Origin of the sequence: Mangrovimonas sp. ST2L15 (assembly GCF_001280515.1) — a bacterium.
GTDB lineage: Bacteria > Bacteroidota > Bacteroidia > Flavobacteriales > Flavobacteriaceae > Mangrovimonas > Mangrovimonas futianensis.
The window spans coordinates 171,353-196,373 of sequence record NZ_LBIQ01000030.1; the positions used below are offsets into that span (position 1 = coordinate 171,353).

Genomic DNA, 25,021 nt, shown 5'->3' on the forward strand with positions numbered 1-25,021 from the left:
GATGGTTTTTGATGCATTAATCATAGGAGGTGGTGCCTCTGGAATGTCTTGTGCCCTAATTTTAGGTTCTGCAGGAAGCAAACCTTATGCAGAGAACAAAAAGGTAGGCATCATTATGCATCAAAAAACGTCCCATCTTCAAACCGCTCTTTTCAATAATGTTTTGGGTTTGGCCCCAGGAACTACTGGGGAATCTATTCTGCATGAAGGTAAAGCAAAATTAAAGGCGCTATACCCACATGTGGAGCAGATTGAAAAAGAAAAAGTGCTCTCCATCAATGAAGAGAGTCATTTCTATATAATTAAAACAAATAAAAACACCTATCAAGCCAAAAATGTGGTCATAGCTGTGGGATATACAAACTTGTTCTCCATTAAAGGATTGGAAGAATTCGTAGCGCCACATCCAAGAGCCAAAGAAGAGAAAAATAGAATTTGGCTTAAAAATGAAAATCATCTCATCAAAAATGGGCTATTTGTATGCGGGTCCTTAGCAGGATGGCGAAGTCAGTTTTCAATTGCTGCAGGTAGTGGGGCTCAAGTGGCTACCGATATTTTAACCAAATGGAACAACGGAGAACACTCCCAAGTTCACGACAAAATTTAAGGTTTATCTTGACTTAATTGAATGACTTCATCAATCATGATGTCATTTTGATTGAGAATTTCTTCATAGGCGCCTTTACCGTATAATTGATCAGCGAGATTAGCCTTTATGTATTGCTTAACCTCATCATTATAAGCTATGAAAGTGATATTGGCCCTGGTTTTATCATTTAGATAATTTTGAAACTCCAAGACTAAATCATCATCTGTAACAAAGGAATCAATAAACGTATCACGGTCATAAGCATCATAAGCATGTCTATCTGCCTCTAGATACTCAAAAACAAAATTGCTGATAAAACCGCGTCTTTGAAGATAAGTAAGGGTTTCATTTTGCATACCCATATCTAATGGCACAAAAACATCTGGTATGATACCTCCCCCGCCATAAACAACCTTTCCTTTAGGCGTTGTGAATTTTAAGGAGTCATGAACCTCTATTTTACTTCCATCCAGTAATTCACCACGCTCCAAACGCTCGTAGTATTCATCATAATAATCCTGATTGCCGTTAGTGTAAGATCGTTGAATGGATCTTCCTGTTGGTGTATAATACCTAGAAACCGTTAATCTTACGGCACTTCCATCTCCAAGATCCATTTCTCGCTGCACTAATCCCTTTCCATAGGATCGTCTTCCTACAATCGTTCCTCTGTCATTGTCCTGAAGCGCACCAGCCACAATCTCACTGGCAGAAGCCGAATTTTCATCTATTAATACATAAACTTCACCATCTTCAAAATCTCCTTTTTTAGTAGCATAACTCTTTTCAATATCCCCTCGCTTGTTTTTAGTGAAAAGAATGAGCTTGTCATCTTCTAAAAATTCATCAACAATTTGCTCTGCTACCCCTAAAAATCCTCCAGGGTTTTCTCTCAAATCCAAAACCAATTCAGTAATACCTTGATCTTGAAGCTTGGTAAGTTGCTTTTTAAATTCCTTATAGGTGGATTCTGCAAATCTGTTGATTTTAATATATCCCAAGCTCTCTGTTAGTTTATAAGCGGCATCAACGCTTGCAATAGGAATATGATCTCTTTTGATTTTAAAATTTAAGAGGCGGTCTTCATCTTTTCTGTAAACTGTTAAACGAACGGTTGAATTAACTGGACCTTTGAGTTTTCGAATAATATCATCATTTTCAATGTCTTTACCATATAAGGTATCTCCATCAGCCATAATAATTCTATCTCCACCTTTTATACCAGCACGATCACTTGGACCTCCTTCCACTGAGCGAATGACCGTTATGGTATCTCTAAACGTATAAAAATTAATTCCTATCCCCACAAAATCACCTTTCATGTTATCTGTGACCCGTTCCATTTCCTCCTTTGGAATATAAATAGAATGCGGATCTAAATTTTCAAGAATTCCATTAACAGTAACGTCCACAATGCTATCGGTATTGACATCATCTACATATTCATAATCGATGTAATCTATCAACCTGTTTAGCTTGTCTTTTTTACTATTGCTTGAGAATAATCTATCGTTGGCATCAGCATAGTCTAGATTACCTCCAATATAAATTCCAAACGCTATAGCGATTCCTAGAAATAAAGGGATATATGTTTTGTTGAATTTCAAATGTCTTCTTCTAAATCTTCTAATAACTTTAGCTCAATACCAGCCTTTTTCATGAACTGCAAACCTGAATCATCCTTATAGGGTTTTTCATAAACTACCCTAGTAATTCCAGCCTGATGAATGAGTTTACTACATTCCTTACAAGGCGATAGTGTTATATATAACGTAGCTCCCTTACAAGATTGTGTAGAGGATGCCACTTTTAATATGGCATTGGCTTCAGCATGCAGTACATACCATTTCGTATAGCCCGCTTCATCTTCACAAAAATTTTCAAAACCAGTTGGGGTTCCATTGTATCCATCAGAAATGATCATTCTATCTTTTACAATAATAGCTCCTACCTGCTTTCTTTGACAATACGACAATTTCCCCCACTCTTTGGCCATTCTTAAATAGGCCTTGTCGTACTTAAGCTGTTTATGTTCTTTCATTAAAATTTATGATTAACTAAGATACTCGGTTGCAAACTGAATTACAACGAGTTGATTAAAGTTTATGAAAAATTTATAGTTAGTTTAAGATAACCAATCGCTGTTCAGAATCATTGGAATGGTTAACCCTACCACAATAGATGAGAGGACCATGACCCAATCTCTCTTGTTAAATCGGAATAAGGTTTGGGTGAGATATCCCAAAAACAATACGATAAATACAATGATAACTTGAGCTATTTCAATTCCCACAGCAAATTCAACCAAGGTTAATAATTTATTATCATTACCTCCTACCAACATCTTAAATTCCCTCGCAAATCCCAAACCGTGAATTAACCCAAAAAATAAGGTAGTTAAAAACAAGACATCCACTTTTTCCTTTTGAGCTCCTTTACCTGCTGTAAACACATTAAACAAGGCTACTACCATGATGCTTACAGGAATTAAAAATTCTACTAAGGCTCCATTAACTTTAACCACATCATAAGAAGCTAGAACTAATGACAAGGTATGACCTAACGTGAACATAGAAACCAAAAGCAATACCCGTTTCCAATCTTTAAAAACATAAGGCACCGTTAAAGCCATTAAAAAAAGTACGTGGTCATATGCATTAATATCCAATACATGATGGATTCCGTATTCCACGTTAAATAAAAAATCGTCCCACATAGACTCCAATTTTAGGTTGCCTCAAAAGTACAATTTCAAAATGGATAACATGAGTTTTAACGCAACTTTAGAAATATGCTCGTAGAAACACATTAGGGGTAAAGCCCAATGCCTGCTGAACCACCTCATTTATTTGGTTGTCGTTTACTTGATAAAATCGGTTTAATTCATTGTTGTGGTTTAATAAATTCCATATGGAAAAACCTATTTTAGCCCGAGCCTTTCGATGCAAATGAAAATCATAGGACCCTGAAAGATCAATCCTTAAATAATCATCCAACCGATTGGCATTGGTTTCTCCAAAAACAACTTGGCCATCTGAAATAGATGATTCTGAAAGAGGTTGGGAAATAGGCCTGCCTGTATGCCAATTAGCTCCTGCTGAAAGCATAAATCCTTTATTGGAATAAGTACATCCTAGAGTTACAGCATGGGTGATATCATAATTACTAGGAAAAGACCCACTTTCCAAACTATCAAAATGATAGACATTGTCCATGTAAGAATAGCTTGTCCAAAGATTGATTTTTTCAAATGCCTTTCTAAGTAAAACATCGACTCCCAAAACCTCATAATCGCCACTTGAACTTATATATTCATATTGGTTTTGAAATCCCTGACTTTGTGCTGTAATCCCTTCCACCTTTTTTGAATAGCCCTCTAGGCTAATAAGCCATTTATGCTTTTCAAAAGTTAGACCTATTGACCCTTGTTGGCTTTCCGTTATGGGAATATCCTCATTATTTGCTAGCTGCCACCTTCTCTTTTCTATCCCCAAGAAATCATTTTGAAAATTCACAATCTGTGATGTACTTTGGTGCTTCATTTCTCCTAAAATCTCTAAGGTCAAGCCATTGACAATCTGATAAGAAACATTGAGCCGAGGTTCTAAATAATAGGATTTGAATTTTTCCAAATACTCATACCTCCCTCCCACGGCCAAATTCAACATTCTATTTTTTGATCGATAGCCCCCTTGTAGGAATGCGCCATGACTTCTTAATACCTCAGCCACCAATAGCTTATAGGTTGGGTTATCAACATCATCTAAATTACGAACTTTAGTTTCAACAAAATGATAACCGCCCATCACATTAAACAACTCTTTAAAAGATTTATTGAGTTTTAGTTTGAAGCTAGATTCTGAAACTGAATTTTCTTGTAAAAAACGTTGAGAATCCAATATATTAGCATTAGTCGATTTCAACTTATAATCGGTTTCATAAATTTCAATTTCAGAGCGAAATGAGCTAGACCAATGTCTAGTGTACAAGATTCCTCCTGCAAAACTATTCTGGGTCAATTTACTTTCCCTTGACTCATTTTGACCATTAACTACTGCATTTTCATTAAAAAGCAACGCATTATTGACATTCAAAAAATTGAATCGAAAATGATCCTTTTCAGTTACCTGCCACAACCACCTCAACGACGCATCATAAAAATTAAACTGTTTATCAGAGTTGGTTACCAAACCACTTTCTTCAATTTCGGTGTCTTGTGAAATGCGATCAAAAAACTCATTATACGTAGGTGTTTTTATAAAATCACTAATCGATTTTCTACCTGCTATCTGAACGGAAGAATTTTTACCTACAGGCACGTCCAGAAATGCATTGGCATCTATCAAACTCAAACCAAAATTGGCTTTAAGAACAGGCGTAATATTACGATCGGTTTTCATTAAAATTGTTCCAGAAACACCATCTGTATAAGAAGCGTCAGCCGCATTTTTTAATAAGGATACTTCCTCTGTAATTTGTGGGTTATACATAGAAATCAATCCAAAAAAATGCCCTGATTGATACATTTTTATTCCATCCCACAATATAAGATTCTGATCATGAGTCCCACCTCTTATATTGATATTTGAGACTGTTTCATTAACACTTTGAACACCCGGAAAAGCCTGTAATGAGTGAAGTACATCGGCATCTACAATTCCAGGAAGAATATCAAAATCTGTATAATTTATTTGAAAAGATCCATCACTAACCTTATTAACCCCTTGAGTCATAAAATTGGAAATAACCACTTCGTTTAATGCTTGTAAATTTGGTTGAAGTAAATAATTGAGGCAATCTCCTTTAACCATATCTTTTACAAATCTAACCGAAGAGGTATAACCCAAATGCCTTAAAGCAATCCTTCCAAATTGATCCTTGACCATGAGCTGAAAAAAACCGTTTTCATCACTTACTGCATAATCTATTTCTGATTGTATGGTTGCGCTTTCAATGGCCTCCATTGTATTGGCGTCAAGTAAGTACCCACAAATCATAATACCCTCCAATTTCTTTATGGAAATAAAATAATCATCTGTTTTGACAAACAATAGACCTGTTTGGTTTTTCAGATAAGCCAAAACTTCATCTAGTGACTGGTTTGAGGAAGGGGGTGCAAGCCTAATTTTTGAAACAATATCATTGGCATAATTAAATTGCACTTGATATTGCTTTTGAACTTCTTGCAGAATATCATGAAGTTCCTTATCCCCTTGAATTTCTTGTGAGAAGCTCGAAGGAAAGAAAAAAAACAAAAAACATAAGAAAGCCCCAAAAGTTTGCCTTTTAATTGGCATGTATAAGAATATGATTATTAGTTTCTATTGAAAAACTCATGTTCATCGGTGCAGTGATTGCCTGTAAGGCCTTACCAAGGTCATCATGCGAAAATCCTCCAGTAAATGAGCGGTGCACATCGACATTCTCAAAGTCCACCTCAACTCCAAATTGCCTCTCTATTTCAGCCAATACTTCTTTGAAAGGCACATTTTCAAACACACTTTGGTTATTCAACCAAGTGGGTTTACCAAAGTTTACATTTCCTTCTTCTAATTTACTATTTAATATTCTAATAGCCTTTCCTGGAGTCAAAAATCGCTTCAAAGTATCCGCAACAACTTGAACCTTCCCTTCAAAACAAACGACTTCAAAGTAATCGTGACGTTGCTTTACATTAAATTGTGTCCCTACTACGGTAACCGTTCCGCTTTGGGTAACAACATCAAAAGTTTTCCCTTTTTCAACTTTAAAATAAGCCTCACCCTTTAAATTAACCGTCCTGGATTGATCCCAATTAGATTCATCAAAAGAAATTTTAGATGCCGCATTTAAAGTCACCAAGGACAGGTCGGGAAGCTTTATTTCTCTTTGTTCACTTGCCGCCGTTGTAACAACTGTTTGACTATTAAACATAAAAGCTGCAAAAAGTCCAAAACCGATCACCAATATCGCAGCAACTTTCCAAATCCAGTTTTTCTTCTTTTTTGAAACTACCCGATTTTTTGCTTTATACTGGGATTCAAATACTTCAAATGAAGGCATCTGATTGTCCGCATCCGATTTAAAATAAGTTGCAGTATCCAAAATTTTCTTGAAATCGGCATATTCTTCCAGCGACTGAAACATTTTGAGCTCCTCAGCATTAAGATCATCATTCAACCATTTTCTCACTAAATCTTCCTTATTCATATTTGACCTATTTATTGATATAACAACTGAGTGCTAAAAAATCCTGATTATTTTATTTTAAAGTGTTCCAACTCCTTCTTTAAGGTATCAAAAGCGGAATAAATTCGATATTCCACCACTTTTTTGGTCACCCCCAGCATTTCTGCAATTTCGGCGTGCTTCTTCCCTTCCACCTTACTCAACATAAAAGCAACCCGCTGATCTTCTGGAATCTTGGATAACACTTTCTGATATCTTTCGAGGTATTCCTTTTCTTCCAAAACGAATTGAGGCGTTTCAACACTTTGGCGACTAAGTTTTAATTCGGCATGTTTCAAGACTACTTTTTGATGTTTAATTTCATTCAACATCATGTTGTTTGCCACCGTGAAAAGATAGGATTTTGCTTTAGATAAAGTTACCTGCTTACACTGGTTCCAAAGAGTAACAAAGGCTTCTTGAGCCTTATCTTCTGGATTAAATTTCTCTCCATATTTATAATATAAAAAATCATATAAGTCCTTGGAGTATTTATTGTAAATACCTGAGAACACAGATTCTTCACAAATATTTTTATGCAGTTCTTTAGCCAAGTGAATTCATTCTGGTTTCTAAAGGTATATAAATATTTTAAAATTTTTTCAGGAGATTTTAGGACTAAGTTGTTTCATTAATAAAGACATCCTTTAAATCTTATGAAAATTAAATTTTTCCATATTGCATTACTACTCTTGACCATCTTCTCTTCCTGCAGAAAAGAGGAAATGGAATTTATAGACACGAGCCCAGAGGATACCATCGAACCCAATTCAAGTGTAGCCATGAGCATGCAGCGTATAGCCATGAAAGATGGTTCTCCTGATAATATTATTGATCAAGCCAATTGTTTGACAGTTGATTTACCTGTTACCGTGGTAGCCAACGGCACCGAATTAATCATCGCTACAGAAGATGATTATAGTTCCATCGAAGCCATTTTTGATGATTCTATAAACGATGTTGATTTTCTTGAGATTTATTTCCCCATTACAGTCATCTTTAGCGATTATTCAACCACAGTCATTAACAATCAAACCGAGTTAACCAATTTGGCAGCCACTTGTACTGGTGAAAATGAAATTGACGACGACATAGAATGCCTCGATTTTGTATACCCCCTAAATCTTTCCATTTTCAATTTGGAGAACGAACTTCTTTATGCCATAACCCTCCTTGATGACAGTGAACTTTACACTTTTATTGCTTCTTTAACACCTGAAATAATAGCGCAGATGCAGTTCCCGATAAGCATTCAATTGTTTGATAACACACAAATGGTTATTAACAATCTCAACGAATTGGAATCGGCCATTTTATCATACGGTAATGAATGTGATGAAGATGATGATTATGATTATGATGATGATGACTGTATCGGCTGCAACCCCAACTTAATTGTAGAAATATTAACCAATTGTAGTGATTGGAGTGTTGATAAATTAGAAAGGAATGGCAATGACTATGATGATCTTTATATTGGTTATGTCTTTAATTTCTATACAGACGATTCCCTTTCCGTTACATATGGCTCAAATACGATTTATGGCACTTGGAGTACTGCAGACAATAATGGCACAACTATAGTCGTCATAAATGTACCTAGTTTACCATACTGTAACAACGATTGGATCCTACACGAACTAGATGCTCCTCCAGGTGAAACTAAAGTGGACCTTAGACTAGGAGATGATAGAATTAGATATGAAAATTACTGCAATTAAATCCCTTTAAACAAATACGTTATGAAAACCAAACACACCTTTTTTTATGCCCTATTAAGCCTTTTATGCTTTTCACTTATGTCTTCTACCTGTTCTTCAGATGATGATGACAACATGCCTAACTCATCTGTTCAAGATGCCGTTATGGTATCCCAGTCTGGCACATGGAAAATTAGCAGTTTCATTGACTCTGGTCAAAATGAAACCAACCATTTTACTGGGTACACATTCACCTTTGAAGACAATGGGGATTTAACTGCAACCAACGGCTCAAACACTTTAACAGGTTCATGGTCTATTACTAACAGCAATAGTAATGACGACAGCAATGATGATATGGACTTCAACATCTTCTTCCCAGTAGATGAAAGCAGTGCTTTTGAAGACCTTAACGATGATTGGGACATTTCTTCATACAATGAAAACACAATCAACCTCATTGATGTAAGTGGCGGAAATGGAGGAACAGACACCTTGACATTTACAAGACTATAGAAATGAAAATTGAAAAAGAAAATACCATTGAAGTAAATAGTTGAAAACCAAATACTGCTCTAGTTTGTAGTCTTTTCTAGAGCAGTATTTACAAAACCAATCCTTATGAAAAAAATAATCGTAGTTATTGTCTTGGTTGTCATTGGTATTGCATCCTATTTCTATGTTTCAAAAAACCATAGGAATATTGCAAAGGAAGAAGCCACCTATCAGTTTACAGCTGAGGAGCTTGCCTCTCAATTTGCTATAAATCCAGATCAGTCAGAATCCAAATACCTTAATCAAGTCATTGAGGTATCAGGAACCATATCTGAAGCAAATGAGCTTGAATTAGTTTTGGATCATGCGGTAGTCTGTCTGTTCCAAAACTCACCAAATTTACCTTCTAAAAATAAAATTCTTACCTTAAAGGGACGCTTTATAGGTTACGACAACTTACTGGAACAGTTGAAATTAGATCAATGCATTATTATTAATTAACATCAAAACCTTTTATTATGAAACTAAAATTACTTTTCGTTGCCCTATTTGCTGGAGCTCTGCTCCAAGCACAGACCACTTACAACCTTGATTGGGAAACTGGATTTAACAGTCCTGAGGCTGATTTGACCATTGAAGTTGGAGATACTGTAATATGGACCTGGACAGACGCTTTACCACATACGGTTGAAAGCGTTTCAGGAAGCTCAGTAGAAACCTTCAACAGTGGCTTTCTTACTGGCATGGGTCAAACGTTTTCATACACCTTTACCGTAGAAGGCGTCAATGATTATATCTGCGGTGTACACTCCAACATGTTTGGAACTATTACTGTTGTTCCCAGTTTAAGCATCAAGGAATTTGATCAAACCTCTTTCAGCATTTTACCAAATCCAACCTCTGAAGAAATTCAAATCAATTTGGTAAATCCTATTATTCTTGGAAGCATTCAAGTTTTTGATCTTCTTGGAAAACAAATGATCGATGAGCCCATTCAAGAATCCAACCAACTTACCATTCCAGTTCAGAGCTGGAAAAAAGGAATTTATTTGGTTAAAATCAATTCTGGAGAAAATACCGCGATAAAACGTGTTGTAATTAATTAGAAGAACTTTTAAATCTGCTTTCAGGAAGATTCCTGAAAGCAGTTAAAAATGACCATATGAGATTATTTTGTTTTTTTCTTTTGTTATTCCCTTTAGCTATATTTTCTCAGGAAGAAGATGATCTATTAAGTGAAATCGATACCTCCATTGACTCAAATCAAGTGGTTCAAGCCACTTTTAAAGGACTAAAAATTGTCAACTTTGAATCCACCAAATTGGTAGCTAAAAATGAATTGACTCTAGTTGTCGCCCATAGATTTGGGAGCATTAAAAATGGTTTTGACACCTTTTTTGGATTGGATGATGCCGTAACCAGATTAAATTTCATTTATGGTATTTCGGATGCATTCAACATCAGCGTTTCCAGAAGCTCTTATCAAAAAATATATGAAGGTGCCATTAAGTATCGATTACTGCAACAGGAAACCGAAGGATTTCCATTTACTATAGTGGGACACCAATCTATACTGGTCAATACCTCTTTAGAAAAAGACAACCTCCCAAAATTAGAGTTTAAGCATCGTTTAGGTTATACTGTTCAATTTTTGATTGCTCGAAAAATGAACAGAAATCTCTCTTTAGAAATTGCCCCTACATTTTTTCATGACAATTATGTAGTTGTCAATGATCAAGACAACTCCCAGTTTGCTTTGGGATTTGGAGGACGGTACAAGTTGGGCAACCGGTGGTCTTTAAACATGGACTATGGCTGGCATATGAATAGAGCAGATAATTCACCTTTTAAAAACCCGCTTTCCATTGGAATTGATTTGGAAACAGGCGGACATGTTTTCCAGATGCATTTTACCAATGCCCAACCAATGAACACCAACATGTTTTTAGGGCAAGCTACTGGTGACTGGAGCGATGGCGATATTTATTTCGGATTTAATCTTAGTAGGGTATTTTAAATAAAAAGAAAACTATGAAAAATGTATTTCCACTTTTACTCTTTATGGTGTGTGTTCTTTCCTGTACAAATACAAGTGAAGAAGACCTCATAGACCAAACACCCATAGATGAATCAGAAACCATTACCTATAACAACCACATAAAAACCATCATTGACTCTAACTGCATTAGCTGTCATGGCGCGCCCCCTATTAATGGCACTTCGCTATCACTGACTACTTATTCACAAGTAAAATCAGCGGTTGAAAACAACAATCTAATAGGAAGAATATCCTCCCAAGATCCTAGTTTTTTGATGCCATTAGGAGGTCAACGCTTACCTCAAAATTTGATAGACTTGGTTATTGCCTGGGAAGACGATGGTTTAATAGAATAAAAACAAATCGTTATGAAAAAGCTCATTTTATTAGTCGTATTGGTCTCATTACAAACTTTGGGGCAAAACAAGTATTTAACCAAAACAGGATATTTAAAATTTGAAGCTTCGGTTCCTTCCTTTGAGGAAGTAAAAGCCGAAAACAAAGCAGTTACTGCTATTCTAAATTCTGAAAATGGCGAGTTTGCTGCCTTGGCATTGGTGAAAGGTTTTCGTTTTAAAAATGCGTTGATGGAAGAACATTTTAATGAAAATTATGCCGAGTCTGAAACCTATCCAAAAGCAACTTTCAAGGGTCGTGTTAAAAATTTTTCCTTGGATGACCTAAACAGTAGCAAATCGTGGACCATAACAGGTGAGTTAAATTTTCACGGAAAAACCAAAACTTTAGAAGGAGTCGCTGTTCAGATCACGCAAAAAGGGGAGCAATTGATTCTTTCGGGAACATTTGAGGTGCGCTCATCAGACTTTAATATTGACATACCAAAAATTGTAAGAAATAAGGTTTCAGAAACTGTTGAGGTTTATTTTCTTTTCGAACTCACCAAGAAATAACTATTTAACAGGTTCCGCCATTCGCGGGTCTGGTTTCAAGGCCAATTTTCTGCTTCTTATGACTTCAATGCTACAAAACCCAAAGTCCTCAACGACTTTTCCGAAGCATTCATAAACACCAATACCATGAATGGGATATTGATCTACCGTATCATGAAAATGAACCGTATCAAAATAATGCCCCTCAACATCAACAAAAGTGCAAAAGCGCATCACCTTACCATTTGATGCTTTATGAAATCTTGTATTGACCAATTTCCCATAGAGCAAAACAGGCTTATTTAAAAACATTTCCATATCACGAGCCTTAACATGTGGTTTTAAAGGCTCTTGTATTAAATCAAAATAGTCACACAAAGGAAAATCCAACAGTTCCATCTGGTCATAGGCATCTTCAATCCACGTTGTTTGAAGTTGAGGCAAAGAAAAATGTTTTTGTGGCGCTACAAACAAAGCCTTTTGAGCTGATCTAGATTTAGTTGCATTCAACTTAAAAATAGCCTGCCAAAGCAATTCTTTTTTTGAAACCCCCATAAACCGAAAAGCATCAATGCGTATTAAAATTGTTAATTGCTCAATCCCAATAACCACGCGATCCACAAAGTCATCCAAAGACTTAAAAACTCCATTTAATTGGCGTTCACTAAGCAGTCTCTGAATGGTAAAGCTCTCTAGGTTCTTTAAATTTCCAAATCCTAAAAAAAGATGCTTCCCCTTAATAATATTTGGATGATCACTCGTATTAATACAAGGAGCTTCAACAATTCCCCCCAACATTTTTGCCTCATGAATGTAGTGTTCCTTGCTATAAAATCCGCCACCATTGTTCAACACAGCTACCATGAATTCCAACGGAAAATAGCATTTTAAATACAAGCTTTGATAGCTTTCAACCGCATAAGACGCCGAGTGACCTTTTGCAAAAGCATAGCCTGCAAAGCTTTTGATCTGCTCCCAAACCTCAAAAATGAGGGCGTCTTCATAGCCTCTTTCCCGGCAATTAGCAATAAACTTTTGTTCAACAGCAGTAAACTCTGCCCTTGACCTAAACTTACCACTCATACCCCTCCTTAACACATCGGCCTCTCCTAAATTTAGTCCTGCAAACAAATGGGCTACCTTGAGCACATCTTCTTGATAGACCATTACCCCATATGTTTCTGGCATAATATCCAATAAAACAGGGTGCGCTTGCTTTCTCAATTCTGGATGCCTCTGCCGTTTTATATATTCATGCTTCATGCCAGAACCAGAAACCCCAGGTCGAATGATAGAACTAGCAGCTACCAATCCCAAATAATCTTGAGTTTCTAACTTTCTCATAAGCCCTCGCATTGCAGGAGACTCTACATAATAAGCGCCGGTTGCCTTTCCTTCCTTAAGCAGCGTATTTACCTGGACATCTTTCTTAAACTTTTCAATCTCTGTAATATCTATTGGTGGTAACTCAGGTCTGTTATACCTAATAATTTCTAAGGTATCTTGAATTTTGGCCAGCCCTCTCTGACCTAAAATATCAAACTTAAACATCCCAGTATCTTCAGCGATGATCATATCAAATTGCACCGTAGGAAACCCCTTGGGCGGCATATCTGTAGCCGAAAAATAATGAATGGGCTTATCTAAAATCAAAATACCACAAGAGTGCACACTCAAATGATTTGGAAAACCTTTAATGAGTTCCCCATATTTAATTACCAAGTTCCCCAACTCATCCAATTCTCTTTTCTCATATTTACCAACACTTATTTTATCGATTTCTTCTTTAGGCATTCCAAACACCTTCCCTAGCTCCCTTACTACCGCACGATATTTAAATGTATTGTAGGTTGCCAATAAGGCTACATGTTCAAACCGATCAAAAATATATTGGGTCACATCATCCCGATCCTTCCATGAAAAATCAATATCAAAATCTGGAGGCGAGACCCGATAAGGATTAATGAATCGTTCGAAGTATAAATCCAGTTCAATGGGATCTACATCGGTTATCCCAATAATATAAGCTACAATACTATTGGCACCACTTCCCCTACCCACATGTACATATCCCTTTTGTTTGGAATGATGTACAATGTCATAATTAATCAAGAAATAGGATACAAAATCCATCTCCTTGATGGTTTTAAGCTCTTTATCCAATCTATCCATCACCTGTTTGGACGGATTGGCATATCGCTTGGATATATGATCTACACACAATTGCTCCAACATGGCATAATCAGCTTCTTTAGAAGTAGAATACACACTTTGGTTTTGGGTAATGCGTTCCCCATCAAAAGCAAATTCAATGGAACATGCTTCTAACAAAATCCTAGTGTTTTCAATAATATGTGGATGCCATTGAAAAGCTTGCTCTAGCTCCCCTACTGGAATCATCACGTCCTGCTCACTACACTCTTCAGATTTGGGTAGTTTACTCAACAACGTATTGTTATCTATAGCTCTCAATAAACGATGCGCATTAAAATCGCGCTTGCTCCTCACCGTAACTTGTTGCTGTATCACCAACTTGTCTCGGTACTCTTTATAAATGGTAAAGGGAAGCTTTCTCAAATCACGTATGGAAACCCCTATAAACTCATAATCTTTAAACTGTTTCTTTTCCAATTGCATGACTTGCTCAAAAGGATACACCACAAAAACCTGCTCAAAATGAGGTGCTGTTTTTGGCAACGTTTTTTTTTGATGTGAATGATGGGACAAGAACCTGTTTAATTCATAAAATCCGTCATTATTTTTAGCCAATCCCACAAATCTCTGCTCTGCTTCATCCCTAAAATCAATTCCTAAAACAGGTTTAATTCCCAAGGATTTTGACTTCCTAACAAAATTCAAACAGGCAGAGGTGTTATTAATATCTGTAAGCGCCAAACAAGACACCTCATTCTTTTGGGCCAATTCCAAGAGATCTACTTCAGAAAAAGTCCCAAACCTTAAAGAATAATATGTATGGCAATTCAAATACATTATTGATTTCTATGTGCTAAAACAATGGGTGGTTCCCCATTAAAAGGATTGTGAAATCTCCCTATGGTTTTAGCCCCCATAGCCGCAGCCTTTTGGACACTCATCTCACCAAATCGCAACCGAATATGATCCATGGCATTATACAGACGTAGCATTTCCTCAGTATCATCAAACAAATTGATTTGATAGTTACCACTCACCAAATCACTAAACTTAACTCCAACCAAACGAATCAACAACCGCCTTTCATAAAGCTTTTCAAACAGCTCCAATATTTTAGGGACAATTACATGATCTGCACTTGTGTAAGGAATCTTGATTTGCTTGGTATAGGTGTTAAAATCAGAATATCTAATTTTAACCGAGATACAAGAAGTCAACTTGTTGCCACGTCTCAATTGAAAAGCCAGATTCTCTGCCATAGCAAAGATGGTCGTTCGTAGTTTTACCATATCAATGGTATCTTTATTAAAAGTGCGTTCTGTTGAAATGGATTTCCTTTCATAATATGGAACAAGCGGTGTGTTATCAATACCATGGGCACGTTTCCAAATAGTAGCTCCATTTTTTCCCAAGACACTCACCATCATTTCCAACGGCATTTGCTGTACCGTTTGCACCCTATCTACTCCCAGATTTCTTAAAACCTGATACGTCTTTTCACCTACAGAGGGAATTTTTCTGATAGAAAGCGGTGCCAAAAAGGATTTTTCAAAGCCCATATCTATTCGCAATTGATTATTGGGCTTCGCTTCTCCTGTAGCCACTTTAGAAACCACCTTATTACCAGAAAGACCAAAAGAAATAGGCAATCCTGTTTCCTTGATTATCTTCTGTCTAAGTTCAGAAGCATATCTATAGCTCCCAAAGAATTTATCCATGCCACTCAAGTCTGCATAAAACTCATCGATACTCGATTTTTCAAAAACAGGAACCTGCTCCTTGATGATCTCTGTTACAGCCTGTGAATGCTTCGTATAAATAGAAGCATTTCCTCTTATGACTACTGCCTCTGGACACAGCCTTCTAGCCACTTTCATAGACATTCCAGAGTGTACCCCAAAAGGCCTCGTTTCATAACTACAAGCCGCCACTACACCTCTGTCGCCCGTTCCCCCTACAATGAGAGGTCGCTTCTGCAACCGGCTATCAATTAAGCGTTCGCAAGAGACAAAAAACGTATCTAAATCCAGATGTAAAATTTGCTGATTCATAGACTACAAAATTAGCTACATTTTTAAGCAATTATTGCTTATATTTGTAGCAAATGAAATACATCACAAAAAATATTCGTCACTTAAGAAACTTAAAAGGAATCACCCAAGAAGCCTTTGCCGAAGACTTAAAAGTGCCAAGGTCACGAATAAGTTCTTATGAAGAAGGAAGGTCCATTCCTAATGTGGATATGTTGATCAAACTTTCAGATTATTTTAAAATTCCTATTGACATTCTCATTAAAAAAGACCTTACCAAAGCCAAGGACACCTCCTTTATAGAAGTGGGCAACAAACGGATTCTATTCCCGATAACTGTCGATGAAACCAATGAAAACCTTATTGAAATTGTTCCCACAAAAGCCTCTGCAGGCTATCTGGCCGGGTATGATGACCCAGAGTATATAGAACAGTTAGACAAAATAAAACTGCCCTTTCTACCCACTGGGAAACACCGCGCATTTCCTATAAAAGGAGACTCTATGCTCCCCATGAAAGATGGTGCTTATGTGGTAGGAAAATTTATTGAAGATCGAAGTGACATCACCAATGGAAAGACCTATGTATTGCTGACCCTTAATGATGGGATGGTATACAAAAGAGTATTTAACCAAATTGAATCACAGAATAATCTGCTTTTAGTCTCAGACAACCCTCATTACGAACCTTATACGGTTCCCATTGATGAAGTATTGGAATTATGGGAATTTACCTGTAGCATCAACACCCAAGAGTACAATGAGGAAGAACTAAAAATAAGCAGTATTATAAACCTATTTCAGTCTTTGGGAGTTGAATTGCAAGCCCTAAAGAAAGTGGTTAAATAAAATCACTAAAAACACAATCTTCAGCTAGTATTTTCCATCCAATTAAGCATAAAAAAAGTCCTTACAAATCATTGTAAGGACTTTATGTACTTGAGGTGGGAATCGAACCCACACTCCGAAACCGGAACTGGATTTTGAATCCAGCGCGTCTACCAATTCCGCCACTCAAGCAATTTTGGACTGCAAAAGTAAAAAATAAATTTATACCAACAATCAAAAATTACAGCTTTTATTGTTTTTCTGTTGAAATAAATTCATAAATTTGCACCTCGTTTAAAGAAACCGTATTAAATAGTTACTAAACAACCTATTAACCATGCCTAGAGTTAAAACCGAAGCGAAAATTTTTGCTTGTACACAAAGTCAAGTATTAGGTGAAAAAATTGCAAAAGCCTTTGGTGAGCCTTTAGGCAACGTTATAACCTCTACTTATAGTGATGGTGAATTTCAACCATCCTATGAGGAATCTATTAGAGGCGCCAGAATTTTTGTAATAGGTTCCACGCACCCTGGACCTAGCAATTTAATGGAAATGTTGTTAATGCTAGATGCGGCAAAACGAGCATCGGCTAGACACATTACGGCCGTGATGCCCTACTTTGGTTGGGCAAGACAAGACCGTAAAGACAAGCCAAGAGTACCTATTGCCGCCAAATTGGTAGCAAAAATGTTGGAAGCTGCGGGAGCAACCAGAATCATTACAATGGATTTGCACGCAGACCAAATACAAGGGTTCTTTGAAAAACCGGTTGACCATTTATTTGCTTCAACCATCTTTTTACCTTATCTAAAAAGTTTGAATTTAGATAATTTGACCATTGCTTCTCCCGATATGGGAGGTTCTAAAAGAGCTTATGCCTATTCAAAGGCATTAGGAAGTGATGTGGTAATTTGTTACAAGCAACGCGCCAAAGCCAATGTTATTGAGCATATGGAATTGATTGGTGACGTTACAGGTAAAAATGTGGTATTAGTAGATGACATGGTTGATACCGCTGGAACATTGACCAAGGCAGCAGATTTAATGATGGAGCGTGGTGCTGAAAGCGTAAGAGCTATTTGTACTCACCCTATCTTATCTGGAAATGCTTATGAAAGACTTGAAAACTCCAAACTTGAGGAATTAATCGTCACAGATTCTATTCCATTAAAACAAGAAAGCAAGAAAGTAAGAGTTTTAAGTTGTGCCGATTTATTTGCCGATGTGATGTACAATGTACATTACAACAAGTCAATCAGTTCTAAATTTGTTATGTAATTTAATAATTAATTATAAACGCGAAAAATGAAATCAATTACAATCAACGGATCTCAAAGAGAAAGCGTGGGCAAAAAATCAACAAAAGCCTTACGTAATGCTGGCCAGGTTCCTTGCGTGTTATACGGAGGAGACAAACCAGTACATTTTGCAGCTGATGAAATTGCATTCTCACACCTGGTTTACACCCCGAATGCTCACACAGTTGTAATTAACTTGGAAAACGGAGAGTCTTTCAACGCAATTATGCAAGACATCCAGTTTCACCCTGTAACTGACAAAATCTTACACATAGATTTCTATCAGTTATATGAAGACAGACCTATCACTATGGAAGTTCCTGTTCACTTTGTAGGAAACTCTAGAGGTGTTAAGGCTGGTGGTGTGTTACGTAAAAACTCTCGTAGACTTAGAGTTAGAGCTATCCCTAGCTTATTACCAGACTTCATTGAAGTAGATGTAACTCCAATGAGAATAGGTAACAAACTTTATGTAACCGCTTTAGAAAATGACGATTACAAAATCATGCATACTGAAAATACAGTTGTTTGCCAGATTAAGAGAGCAAGAGCTGCAATGGCATTGGCCGGTATGGATGAAGATGATGAAGATGAGGTTGAAGGAGAAGAAACTGCAACAGCAGAAGGAGCTGAAGCAACTGAAGCTACATCAGAAGCACAAGAATAGATTAGGTTTTACCTATTTATATAAAAAGCATCCTAACATAAAGGATGCTTTTTTATTTTTACAAAAAAGAGAAACGTGCTATCCTTCTTTAAGAACTTATTCAAGCAACAAGACATACAAATATCTGAAGAAACTGATCCCATGAAAAAATTTTTGATCGTTGGTTTAGGCAACATTGGTGAGAAATATGAAAATACCAGACATAATATTGGTTTTAAAGTTTTAGATTATTTGGCAAGTACCGAAGACCTTACTTTTGAAACACAAAAATTAGGGGATGTCACCACCTACAAACTAAAAGGAAGAACTTTTATCCTCCTTAAACCAAGTACCTATATGAATTTGAGTGGTAAAGCTGTTCAATATTGGTTGACCAAAGAAAAGATCCCTTTAGAAAACCTTTTGGTTATAACAGATGATCTCAATTTACCATTTGGAACCTTAAGATTAAAAACTAAAGGTAGTGATGGCGGGCATAACGGTTTAAAGGACATTCAAGATAAGTTGAACACAAATAAATACAACCGCTTTCGATTTGGCATAAGCAATGATTTTGGTCAGGGCAGACAAGTCGATTATGTTTTGGGTGAGTGGAATGAAGAAGAACTTGACAAATTAAAGGAACGGCTCGAGACCTCCTCTAAATTGATTAAATCATTTGGCCTCTCAGGTGTTTCAAATACCATGAATACTTTTAATGGAAAATAAAAAAGGGAGCATTTAGCTCCCTTTTTTATTTGTAGCCTATCGTGCGTTCCTATTAATTCACAATAATCTTTTTAGTAACATTTTGGTTTCCAGTGGAAATATTTAATAGATACATTCCTGACTGTACACTTCCTAAATCAATGGTTGTACTGAAATCTGAATTGTTGCCATTCACTAAATCATTATAAACCTTTCGTCCCCTGATATCATAAACATCGATATTGATATCCCCCATAACACCATTAAATTGAACGGTAAAGCTTCCATTATTTGGGTTAGGGAAAACGCTAAAACTATTCAAATCAAATTCTCCAACACTTAAGGAAGGTAATACAGTAACGGAATAGTCCTCAACTTCGGCGTCATGATCACTATCACAAGCTAAAGGGAATTGAGCATATTGAGTAACTACTCGTAAAGTGGTGGTTCCAAGCACTGCGTCACTAGGTACAATAACAGATAAAGGCGACTCACTTGTTTCTCCATCTGAAACATTTTGAGCAACACCCATATTATACTCTTCACTCGCTTCAAAAACACAATTCTGGTTCCAATCTATCCACACCATGGTTCCTAAAGCATAATTCCCATCGGTATTTACTCTTACCGATAAGTCATAAGCTTCATCTCTATTCACCTCAGTTCCTATATCAGTGTAATCACTATATCCAGATGGTTTCCCTGATGAATTATCAATGGTATTAAATGTTAAATTAGTCACACTCGTATCCCAATCCATATTAGCTACCGAAGTACAAACGCCATTGGTAAGTATTAAATCTATTTCAATTTCTTTGGTTAAAGATGCTGAAGTACCTGTAATAGTAATTGTATAGGTCCCACTATCTAAAGAGCTTAATCCAGTCAAACCAACTGTAAAGGCGCCATCAGTAGTTAAAGTTTCTGGACTGATAGTTAATGTAGTACCAGCGGGATTCCCACTTGCCGATAGCGTTGTGGTTTCATTAAACCCATTGGTCACCTGATAATAGAGGTCTAAGGTCACCTCATCTTCAGAACACCCCAATGCTGGTGAATTTACTAATGATATTCCAAAATCTGGTTCGTTAGATATGGAAAAGGACTCACTAACAGCATAAAAAATATTGTCGGCTGCCTCAACCAATAACCTTGCGTCGTTATCTACAATAACATCTGGAACGCTTATTTCTTCCGAACCATCATTGGCCACATTTGATGCTACCTCAGTAAATGTAGCTCCTCCATCTAAGGACAATAAAATGTTAACCGTTTGACAATTGATACTTGCATTTGTAGTAGAACCGACATTCCAAGTAACTGTTTGCGTAGAATTTGGTTCCCAAGTTGGCGGCGTCCCTACAGTAAATGGAGCAACATCCTCCACGGTAATAGTCATTAAATCAAAACTTGATTGTCCATTAAGGCCAACAGCCGAGGCATCCCTATCCCTTACAGTAAGAGCCCAATTTAAATCCCTGGCCACATTAACAACTGTTTCCCAATCTCCATTTAAACCAGGAAACGTTTCGGTTAATTCTCCGTCAAGAACCCTGCTAAATTTCGGAATGTATCTATCTGGTGAATCGGTTGGCATTAAAGATCTGGTTGTTGTCCCTGCAAATAGGGACGGTCCAAAATTGGATGCAATAACTTGTCCGCTATCTGTTTGTTCCCAACAAAAAGACAAAACATCACCTCCATCAGGATCTGTTCCTTCTCCTTTTAGCACATAAGCGGTCCCCCTAGGGATGTGATAGTCATTTCCTGCGTTTGCGAGAGGGGGATTGTTGGTAATAGTAGTTGTTACCGCACAATTATTAGGGGCTGTAGCTATATTATTCATAATTTGGTTGATGCTGTGATAGTGAAAATAAGCATCACTATGCATTTGTAAATTTTGACCAGATACAATCCCCGCATAAGCCATAATAGTAGAACCACTTCCAGGTTCTGAGTTCACTCCTGTTCCTTCCGTGCTGAAAGCGAAGGTATGATTTGCTCCCATTTGATGACCCAACTCATGAGCTACATAATCAATATCAAAATTATCCCCTTCTGGAATGCCATCAGCTGGACTAGTTATTCCACTTCCTTTAGAACCATCTTCACATACACAACCAATACATCCTGCATTTCCTCCACCTCCAGTAGCACCAAATAAATGCCCAATATCATAGGCAGCTTCACCAATAGTATTCGTTAAGGTATTTTGAAGCTGTCCATTCCAGCTTCCCATACCAGATGCCGGAGAATATGGATCATTGAAAGGATTTGTATAAATCAATTCAGGGGCATCTACAACTAAAAAGGTTATAGCCATATCTGTTTCATATACCTCATTTACTCTTGTTATAGAAGCATTAATAGCCGCCAAGGCACCTTCTACCGTTCCACCATGATAAACAGTATATTCTCCAGTTACTGACATAGCTAGACGATAAGACCTTAAAGTTTGATCATTGGCATCAAATTGATTGTTTTGTTGAGTCAATTTATTGGCTTCAACCATTTCATCAATGGTAGAACAAACAAATTCATCTACAAAATCATTTTTTGAGCTTTTCTTATAAAGTACGTACTTGGAAGAACCATGCGAAACTGGCATTAAAAAATTAGCTTCCTTGTCCATATATGTAATCATGGTTTGGACACCTTGAGGACTAACACTCATACGAAGTTTTGCGCCCTGATTTGTCACCCCAAATCCAACATAAGATTTAATTTGAGGAAATTTCAGTGACAAAGATGGTGAAAATACAGGAGCCTCATAAATAAGAAAGGATTCAAGGTTTCCATTATCACCCGGAACGTCTATTACTGTATTTGAACTGATTCCTTGCCCCCTTAAAGGAGCAGAAACCAAACCTTGCCTAAACGCATTAGCATTCAAGTCAAAGATACTTACCTCGTCATTTTTCAAATGAAACTTAGAGATAGCCAACCTTTCATTTTCACTGGTAAGCGTTGACTCGCTCCAACCATTGCTTTGGGAGAATGAAGAGTAGCCGAACAAAAAAACCATTAAAGAAAAGGCAAAATGTAGTTTTGTTGTCATAAAAAATTGTTTTTTAGGAGTTTATCAAATATAATTTTTTGAATTTAATGAAACAATTTTATCGTGTTCAAAAAAGAATTTGAGAACAAGCTTATTTTACGTCAAAATCTTCACTTTCAACTCCACTTTTTATATTCGCTTATTTTTTAACTAGTTAGATTTTTTAAAATCAAAATATTTTTTCTCATTATACCCTAAGAATTCTTGTTTTGCCGACACTTTAAAATCAGAATACCATCCCATTTTTAAAATACTCTCCTTTTAAATCAAAAAAAAACTTACATATTATCACAAAATCAATCTTTTTCTTAAGTTTTTTGTACATTTAGCGCCGATTTCACCCTAAACTGATTAAAAATATGAAAAAAACTACTCTGTTAAGTTTAATATGCTTTATCAGCCTATTAATCACAGAATCAATGCATTCCCAAGAAAAACGACCTTTCCCCAAAAAGGTTTTTGGCCAAAATTTAAGTTCTCAAAACTTAAGAGGCCTGCAAGATCAAGGATTCATTAGATGTGCATCAGATGAATACAATGCCAAATTACTTGAAAAGTACCCAAACATGATGGGTAGCGAATCTGCTGAGGCAGAAATAAAAGCTAAAATTAAAAATCTTAGAGACTCAGGTTTTTTCAAAAACCCTAATGTGGTTATTCAAATTCCTGTAGTCGTTCACGTATTGCACAATGGTGAACCTGTAGGAACCGGACCAAACATTAGTGATGCTCAAGTGATTTCTCAAATTACGGTAATGAATGAGGATTTCAGAAAGTTGACTGGAACTCCTGGTTACAATGACAATGCCGTTGGCGCCGACATGGAAATTGAATTTGTTTTAGCCCAGAGAACACCAGACGGATGTCCTACAAATGGAATAAACAGAGTGAACATTTGCCAAGATGGAACCAATAGTGCCGATGTAGATTTTTGGAAAGCCCAAACTTATTGGAATCCTGCCGACTATATGAATATGTGGTCATCTAAATATGTTGGTGATTTAAATGGAATCCTAGGATTTGCACAATTCCCTGGTGGACCAGCATCTACAGATGGAGTTAGCGCTTCTTACAACTTTTTCGGAAGTTCTGATTATGATGATGGTACTTTTGAACTAAGTGCACCTTATGACAAAGGAAGAACCATGACCCATGAAGTAGGTCATTATGTTGGTTTATGGCATACATTTCAAGGAGGATGTTTCGGTGGAGATGAGGTAGACGACACTCCTCCAGTTTCATCCCCTAATTATGGCTGCCCAGAAGGCGCGGACTCATGTATTGGAGGAGATTTGGATATGATTGAAAATTATATGGATTATACCGATGATACCTGCATGAACACTTATACCGAAGGACAAAAAGAAAGAGCTTTGGTTTTCATGACAACTTACACAAATAGAATGACACTTTCAACCTCTGATGGTGATGAGCCTTTAGATCCTGAAACAACTGATGCCGAAGTAGCCCTTGTATCTGGTAATCCATCGATTTGTGGACCAAATTATGAACCAACTCTATATTTAACGAATTGGGGGACTTCAACCTTAACTTCAGCAACTATTTCTTATGATGTTGATGGAGGAGCTAGCGAAACTTATGAATGGACTGGATCTTTGGGTACTAACGAATCTGAATTAGTCACTCTACCAATGGCAACAGGAACAGCCGGTGAACACACTTTAAACGCAAGTATTTCTGCAGCAGGTGACGCTAGAACTTGTAATGATGAATCTAGTATCTGTATGACTCTTAGTTCAGCGCCAGACATGATTGCGACCGAGCAAGTTCATTTAGATTTAACAACTGATAATTATGGGGATGAAACAACTTGGACTTTTTCAGACAGCAGCGGAACGGTACTTTATTCAGGTGGTTCTTATGCCAATAACACTGACTATTCTGCTGTTTTTGATGTAGTTCCAGGCGAATGTTATACGTTTAGCATTTATGATGCTTATGGTGATGGAATTTGTTGTTCATGGGGAGAGGGAAGTTATACTTTGACTACCGATGACGATACTGTCATTTATAGCGGAGGAGAATTCGACAGTTTTGAAAGTGTTAACATGTTAGTTGAATCTTTAAGTATCGATGAATTTACTCAATCGAATATTTCTTTATTCCCTAACCCAACCAGCAATGCTTTAAACATTAAAGTTTCAAATGGTGATTTACCAGATAACTATACCATCTATAATGTATTAGGTCAAGTTGTTTCTAGTAAATCTATCAGATCAAATGCTGACTTAATGATCAACACATCAGAATTCAGCAATGGTATGTATTTCATTAAAATCAATAAAAACGATCAAGCTATTTCTATTCCATTCATTAAAGAATAGTTTGTATACATATGATTTTTCACAAAGAGGATTGA

The 25,021-nt window shown here is 36.7% G+C and carries 22 protein-coding genes and 1 tRNA gene; 13 read left to right on the forward strand and 10 right to left on the reverse strand.

Features of this window, described 5'->3' with window-relative positions:
- Position 1 precedes the first annotated feature (1 nt).
- A complete protein-coding gene (locus tag ZA07_RS04610; protein WP_053972044.1) occupies positions 2–607 on the forward strand; it encodes an FAD-dependent oxidoreductase in 606 nt (201 codons plus the stop codon).
- On the opposite strand, the gene ZA07_RS04615 is transcribed toward ZA07_RS04610, so the two are convergent.
- The 6 genes from ZA07_RS04615 to ZA07_RS04640 all read right to left on the reverse strand — a co-directional run bounded on the left by ZA07_RS04615 (position 604) and on the right by ZA07_RS04640 (position 7,350).
- Positions 604–2,196, reverse strand: coding sequence for a S41 family peptidase (locus ZA07_RS04615; protein WP_053970561.1), 1,593 nt, complete (start codon positions 2,194–2,196; stop codon positions 604–606). The two genes, ZA07_RS04610 and ZA07_RS04615, sit on opposite strands and share 4 nt — an antisense overlap.
- On the reverse strand, positions 2,193–2,630 hold the full coding sequence (locus ZA07_RS04620; protein WP_053970562.1) for a dCMP deaminase family protein: 438 nt from the start codon (positions 2,628–2,630) through the stop codon (positions 2,193–2,195). The genes ZA07_RS04615 and ZA07_RS04620 overlap by 4 nt, the downstream gene beginning before the upstream one ends.
- An 84-nt stretch (positions 2,631–2,714) precedes the next feature.
- Entirely contained in the window at positions 2,715–3,305 is a 591-nt protein-coding gene (locus ZA07_RS04625; protein ID WP_053970563.1) for a HupE/UreJ family protein, read from the reverse strand.
- A 67-nt stretch (positions 3,306–3,372) separates the two neighbouring features.
- Positions 3,373–5,886, reverse strand: a complete 2,514-nt coding sequence (locus ZA07_RS04630; protein WP_053970564.1) for a TonB-dependent receptor plug domain-containing protein — start codon at positions 5,884–5,886, stop codon at positions 3,373–3,375.
- On the reverse strand, positions 5,876–6,778 hold the full coding sequence (locus ZA07_RS04635) for a FecR family protein (RefSeq protein WP_053970565.1): 903 nt from the start codon (positions 6,776–6,778) through the stop codon (positions 5,876–5,878). Before ZA07_RS04635 ends, ZA07_RS04630 begins: the two co-directional genes overlap by 11 nt.
- Positions 6,779–6,825: 47 nt before the next feature.
- The gene (locus tag ZA07_RS04640; RefSeq protein WP_053970566.1) at positions 6,826–7,350 is read right to left on the reverse strand and encodes an RNA polymerase sigma factor; all 525 of its coding nucleotides are present in this window, start codon (positions 7,348–7,350) and stop codon (positions 6,826–6,828) included.
- 102 nt (positions 7,351–7,452) lie between these two features.
- Here ZA07_RS04640 and ZA07_RS04645 point away from each other — a divergent pair, with 102 nt between their 5' ends.
- From ZA07_RS04645 to ZA07_RS04675, 7 genes are all read left to right on the forward strand, one after another.
- Positions 7,453–8,517, forward strand: coding sequence for a hypothetical protein (locus tag ZA07_RS04645; RefSeq protein ID WP_053970567.1), 1,065 nt, complete (start codon positions 7,453–7,455; stop codon positions 8,515–8,517).
- 21 nt (positions 8,518–8,538) lie between these two features.
- On the forward strand, positions 8,539–9,012 hold the full coding sequence (locus ZA07_RS04650; protein WP_231628630.1) for a hypothetical protein: 474 nt from the start codon (positions 8,539–8,541) through the stop codon (positions 9,010–9,012).
- A 99-nt stretch (positions 9,013–9,111) separates the two neighbouring features.
- Positions 9,112–9,492, forward strand: coding sequence for a hypothetical protein (locus ZA07_RS04655; protein ID WP_369793527.1), 381 nt, complete (start codon positions 9,112–9,114; stop codon positions 9,490–9,492).
- Between the two features lie 17 nt (positions 9,493–9,509).
- Entirely contained in the window at positions 9,510–10,097 is a 588-nt protein-coding gene (locus ZA07_RS04660; RefSeq protein WP_053970569.1) for a T9SS type A sorting domain-containing protein, read from the forward strand.
- Between the two features lie 56 nt (positions 10,098–10,153).
- Complete coding sequence (locus ZA07_RS04665) at positions 10,154–11,008, forward strand: DUF5777 family beta-barrel protein (RefSeq protein WP_053970570.1); 855 nt, start codon at positions 10,154–10,156, stop codon at positions 11,006–11,008.
- Between the two features lie 14 nt (positions 11,009–11,022).
- Positions 11,023–11,385, forward strand: coding sequence for a hypothetical protein (locus ZA07_RS04670; protein WP_053970571.1), 363 nt, complete (start codon positions 11,023–11,025; stop codon positions 11,383–11,385).
- A 12-nt stretch (positions 11,386–11,397) separates the two neighbouring features.
- Positions 11,398–11,940: a YceI family protein gene (locus tag ZA07_RS04675; RefSeq protein ID WP_053970572.1), complete on the forward strand. Its 543-nt coding sequence runs from the start codon at positions 11,398–11,400 to the stop codon at positions 11,938–11,940.
- On the opposite strand, the gene ZA07_RS04680 is transcribed toward ZA07_RS04675, so the two are convergent.
- Together ZA07_RS04680 and dinB are read right to left on the reverse strand one after the other, a co-directional pair.
- Positions 11,941–14,910 (reverse strand): DNA polymerase III subunit alpha, encoded by a 2,970-nt coding sequence (locus ZA07_RS04680; RefSeq protein ID WP_053970573.1) that lies wholly within the window; start codon positions 14,908–14,910, stop codon positions 11,941–11,943.
- Complete coding sequence (gene dinB, locus ZA07_RS04685) at positions 14,910–16,124, reverse strand: DNA polymerase IV (protein ID WP_053970574.1); 1,215 nt, start codon at positions 16,122–16,124, stop codon at positions 14,910–14,912. The genes ZA07_RS04680 and dinB overlap by 1 nt, the downstream gene beginning before the upstream one ends.
- A gap of 53 nt (positions 16,125–16,177) precedes the next feature.
- Between dinB and ZA07_RS04690 the strand changes: the two genes are divergently transcribed.
- A complete protein-coding gene (locus ZA07_RS04690) occupies positions 16,178–16,951 on the forward strand; it encodes a LexA family transcriptional regulator (protein ID WP_053970575.1) in 774 nt (257 codons plus the stop codon).
- A gap of 87 nt (positions 16,952–17,038) precedes the next feature.
- Here the strand turns inward: ZA07_RS04690 and ZA07_RS04695 are convergent.
- Positions 17,039–17,122 (reverse strand) — tRNA-Leu (locus ZA07_RS04695).
- 145 nt (positions 17,123–17,267) lie between these two features.
- Here ZA07_RS04695 and ZA07_RS04700 point away from each other — a divergent pair.
- The 3 genes from ZA07_RS04700 (at position 17,268) to pth (ending at position 19,604) form a co-directional block, all read left to right on the forward strand.
- Positions 17,268–18,209: a ribose-phosphate pyrophosphokinase gene (locus ZA07_RS04700; protein WP_053970576.1), complete on the forward strand. Its 942-nt coding sequence runs from the start codon at positions 17,268–17,270 to the stop codon at positions 18,207–18,209.
- 27 nt (positions 18,210–18,236) lie between these two features.
- On the forward strand, positions 18,237–18,896 hold the full coding sequence (locus ZA07_RS04705; RefSeq protein ID WP_053970577.1) for a 50S ribosomal protein L25/general stress protein Ctc: 660 nt from the start codon (positions 18,237–18,239) through the stop codon (positions 18,894–18,896).
- A gap of 141 nt (positions 18,897–19,037) precedes the next feature.
- Complete coding sequence (pth, locus tag ZA07_RS04710; protein ID WP_082316581.1) at positions 19,038–19,604, forward strand: aminoacyl-tRNA hydrolase; 567 nt, start codon at positions 19,038–19,040, stop codon at positions 19,602–19,604.
- A 52-nt stretch (positions 19,605–19,656) separates the two neighbouring features.
- On the opposite strand, the gene ZA07_RS04715 is transcribed toward pth, so the two are convergent.
- Positions 19,657–22,641, reverse strand: a complete 2,985-nt coding sequence (locus tag ZA07_RS04715; protein WP_053970579.1) for a zinc-dependent metalloprotease — start codon at positions 22,639–22,641, stop codon at positions 19,657–19,659.
- 359 nt (positions 22,642–23,000) lie between these two features.
- Here ZA07_RS04715 and ZA07_RS04720 point away from each other — a divergent pair, with 359 nt between their 5' ends.
- A complete protein-coding gene (locus ZA07_RS04720; protein ID WP_082316516.1) occupies positions 23,001–24,986 on the forward strand; it encodes a M43 family zinc metalloprotease in 1,986 nt (661 codons plus the stop codon).
- Positions 24,987–25,021: the final 35 nt, after the last annotated feature.

Bases quoted from the DNA above. Each gene is read 5' to 3' on its own strand.
- ZA07_RS04715 (WP_053970579.1), bottom strand. From the start codon at position 22,641: ATGACAACAAAACTACATTTTGCCTTTTCTTTAATGGTTTTTTTGTTC.
- ZA07_RS04645 (WP_053970567.1), top strand. From the start codon at position 7,453: ATGAAAATTAAATTTTTCCATATTGCATTACTACTCTTGACCATCTTC.
- ZA07_RS04630 (WP_053970564.1), bottom strand. From the start codon at position 5,886: ATGCCAATTAAAAGGCAAACTTTTGGGGCTTTCTTATGTTTTTTGTTT.
- ZA07_RS04705 (WP_053970577.1), top strand. From the start codon at position 18,237: ATGAAATCAATTACAATCAACGGATCTCAAAGAGAAAGCGTGGGCAAA.
- ZA07_RS04625 (WP_053970563.1), bottom strand. From the start codon at position 3,305: ATGTGGGACGATTTTTTATTTAACGTGGAATACGGAATCCATCATGTA.
- ZA07_RS04680 (WP_053970573.1), bottom strand. From the start codon at position 14,910: ATGTATTTGAATTGCCATACATATTATTCTTTAAGGTTTGGGACTTTT.
- ZA07_RS04660 (WP_053970569.1), top strand. From the start codon at position 9,510: ATGAAACTAAAATTACTTTTCGTTGCCCTATTTGCTGGAGCTCTGCTC.
- ZA07_RS04650 (WP_231628630.1), top strand. From the start codon at position 8,539: ATGAAAACCAAACACACCTTTTTTTATGCCCTATTAAGCCTTTTATGC.
- ZA07_RS04670 (WP_053970571.1), top strand. From the start codon at position 11,023: ATGAAAAATGTATTTCCACTTTTACTCTTTATGGTGTGTGTTCTTTCC.
- ZA07_RS04690 (WP_053970575.1), top strand. From the start codon at position 16,178: ATGAAATACATCACAAAAAATATTCGTCACTTAAGAAACTTAAAAGGA.
- ZA07_RS04635 (WP_053970565.1), bottom strand. From the start codon at position 6,778: ATGAATAAGGAAGATTTAGTGAGAAAATGGTTGAATGATGATCTTAAT.
- pth (WP_082316581.1), top strand. From the start codon at position 19,038: ATGAAAAAATTTTTGATCGTTGGTTTAGGCAACATTGGTGAGAAATAT.
- ZA07_RS04665 (WP_053970570.1), top strand. From the start codon at position 10,154: ATGAGATTATTTTGTTTTTTTCTTTTGTTATTCCCTTTAGCTATATTT.
- ZA07_RS04675 (WP_053970572.1), top strand. From the start codon at position 11,398: ATGAAAAAGCTCATTTTATTAGTCGTATTGGTCTCATTACAAACTTTG.
- ZA07_RS04620 (WP_053970562.1), bottom strand. From the start codon at position 2,630: ATGAAAGAACATAAACAGCTTAAGTACGACAAGGCCTATTTAAGAATG.
- ZA07_RS04610 (WP_053972044.1), top strand. From the start codon at position 2: ATGGTTTTTGATGCATTAATCATAGGAGGTGGTGCCTCTGGAATGTCT.
- ZA07_RS04700 (WP_053970576.1), top strand. From the start codon at position 17,268: ATGCCTAGAGTTAAAACCGAAGCGAAAATTTTTGCTTGTACACAAAGT.
- dinB (WP_053970574.1), bottom strand. From the start codon at position 16,124: ATGAATCAGCAAATTTTACATCTGGATTTAGATACGTTTTTTGTCTCT.
- ZA07_RS04720 (WP_082316516.1), top strand. From the start codon at position 23,001: ATGAAAAAAACTACTCTGTTAAGTTTAATATGCTTTATCAGCCTATTA.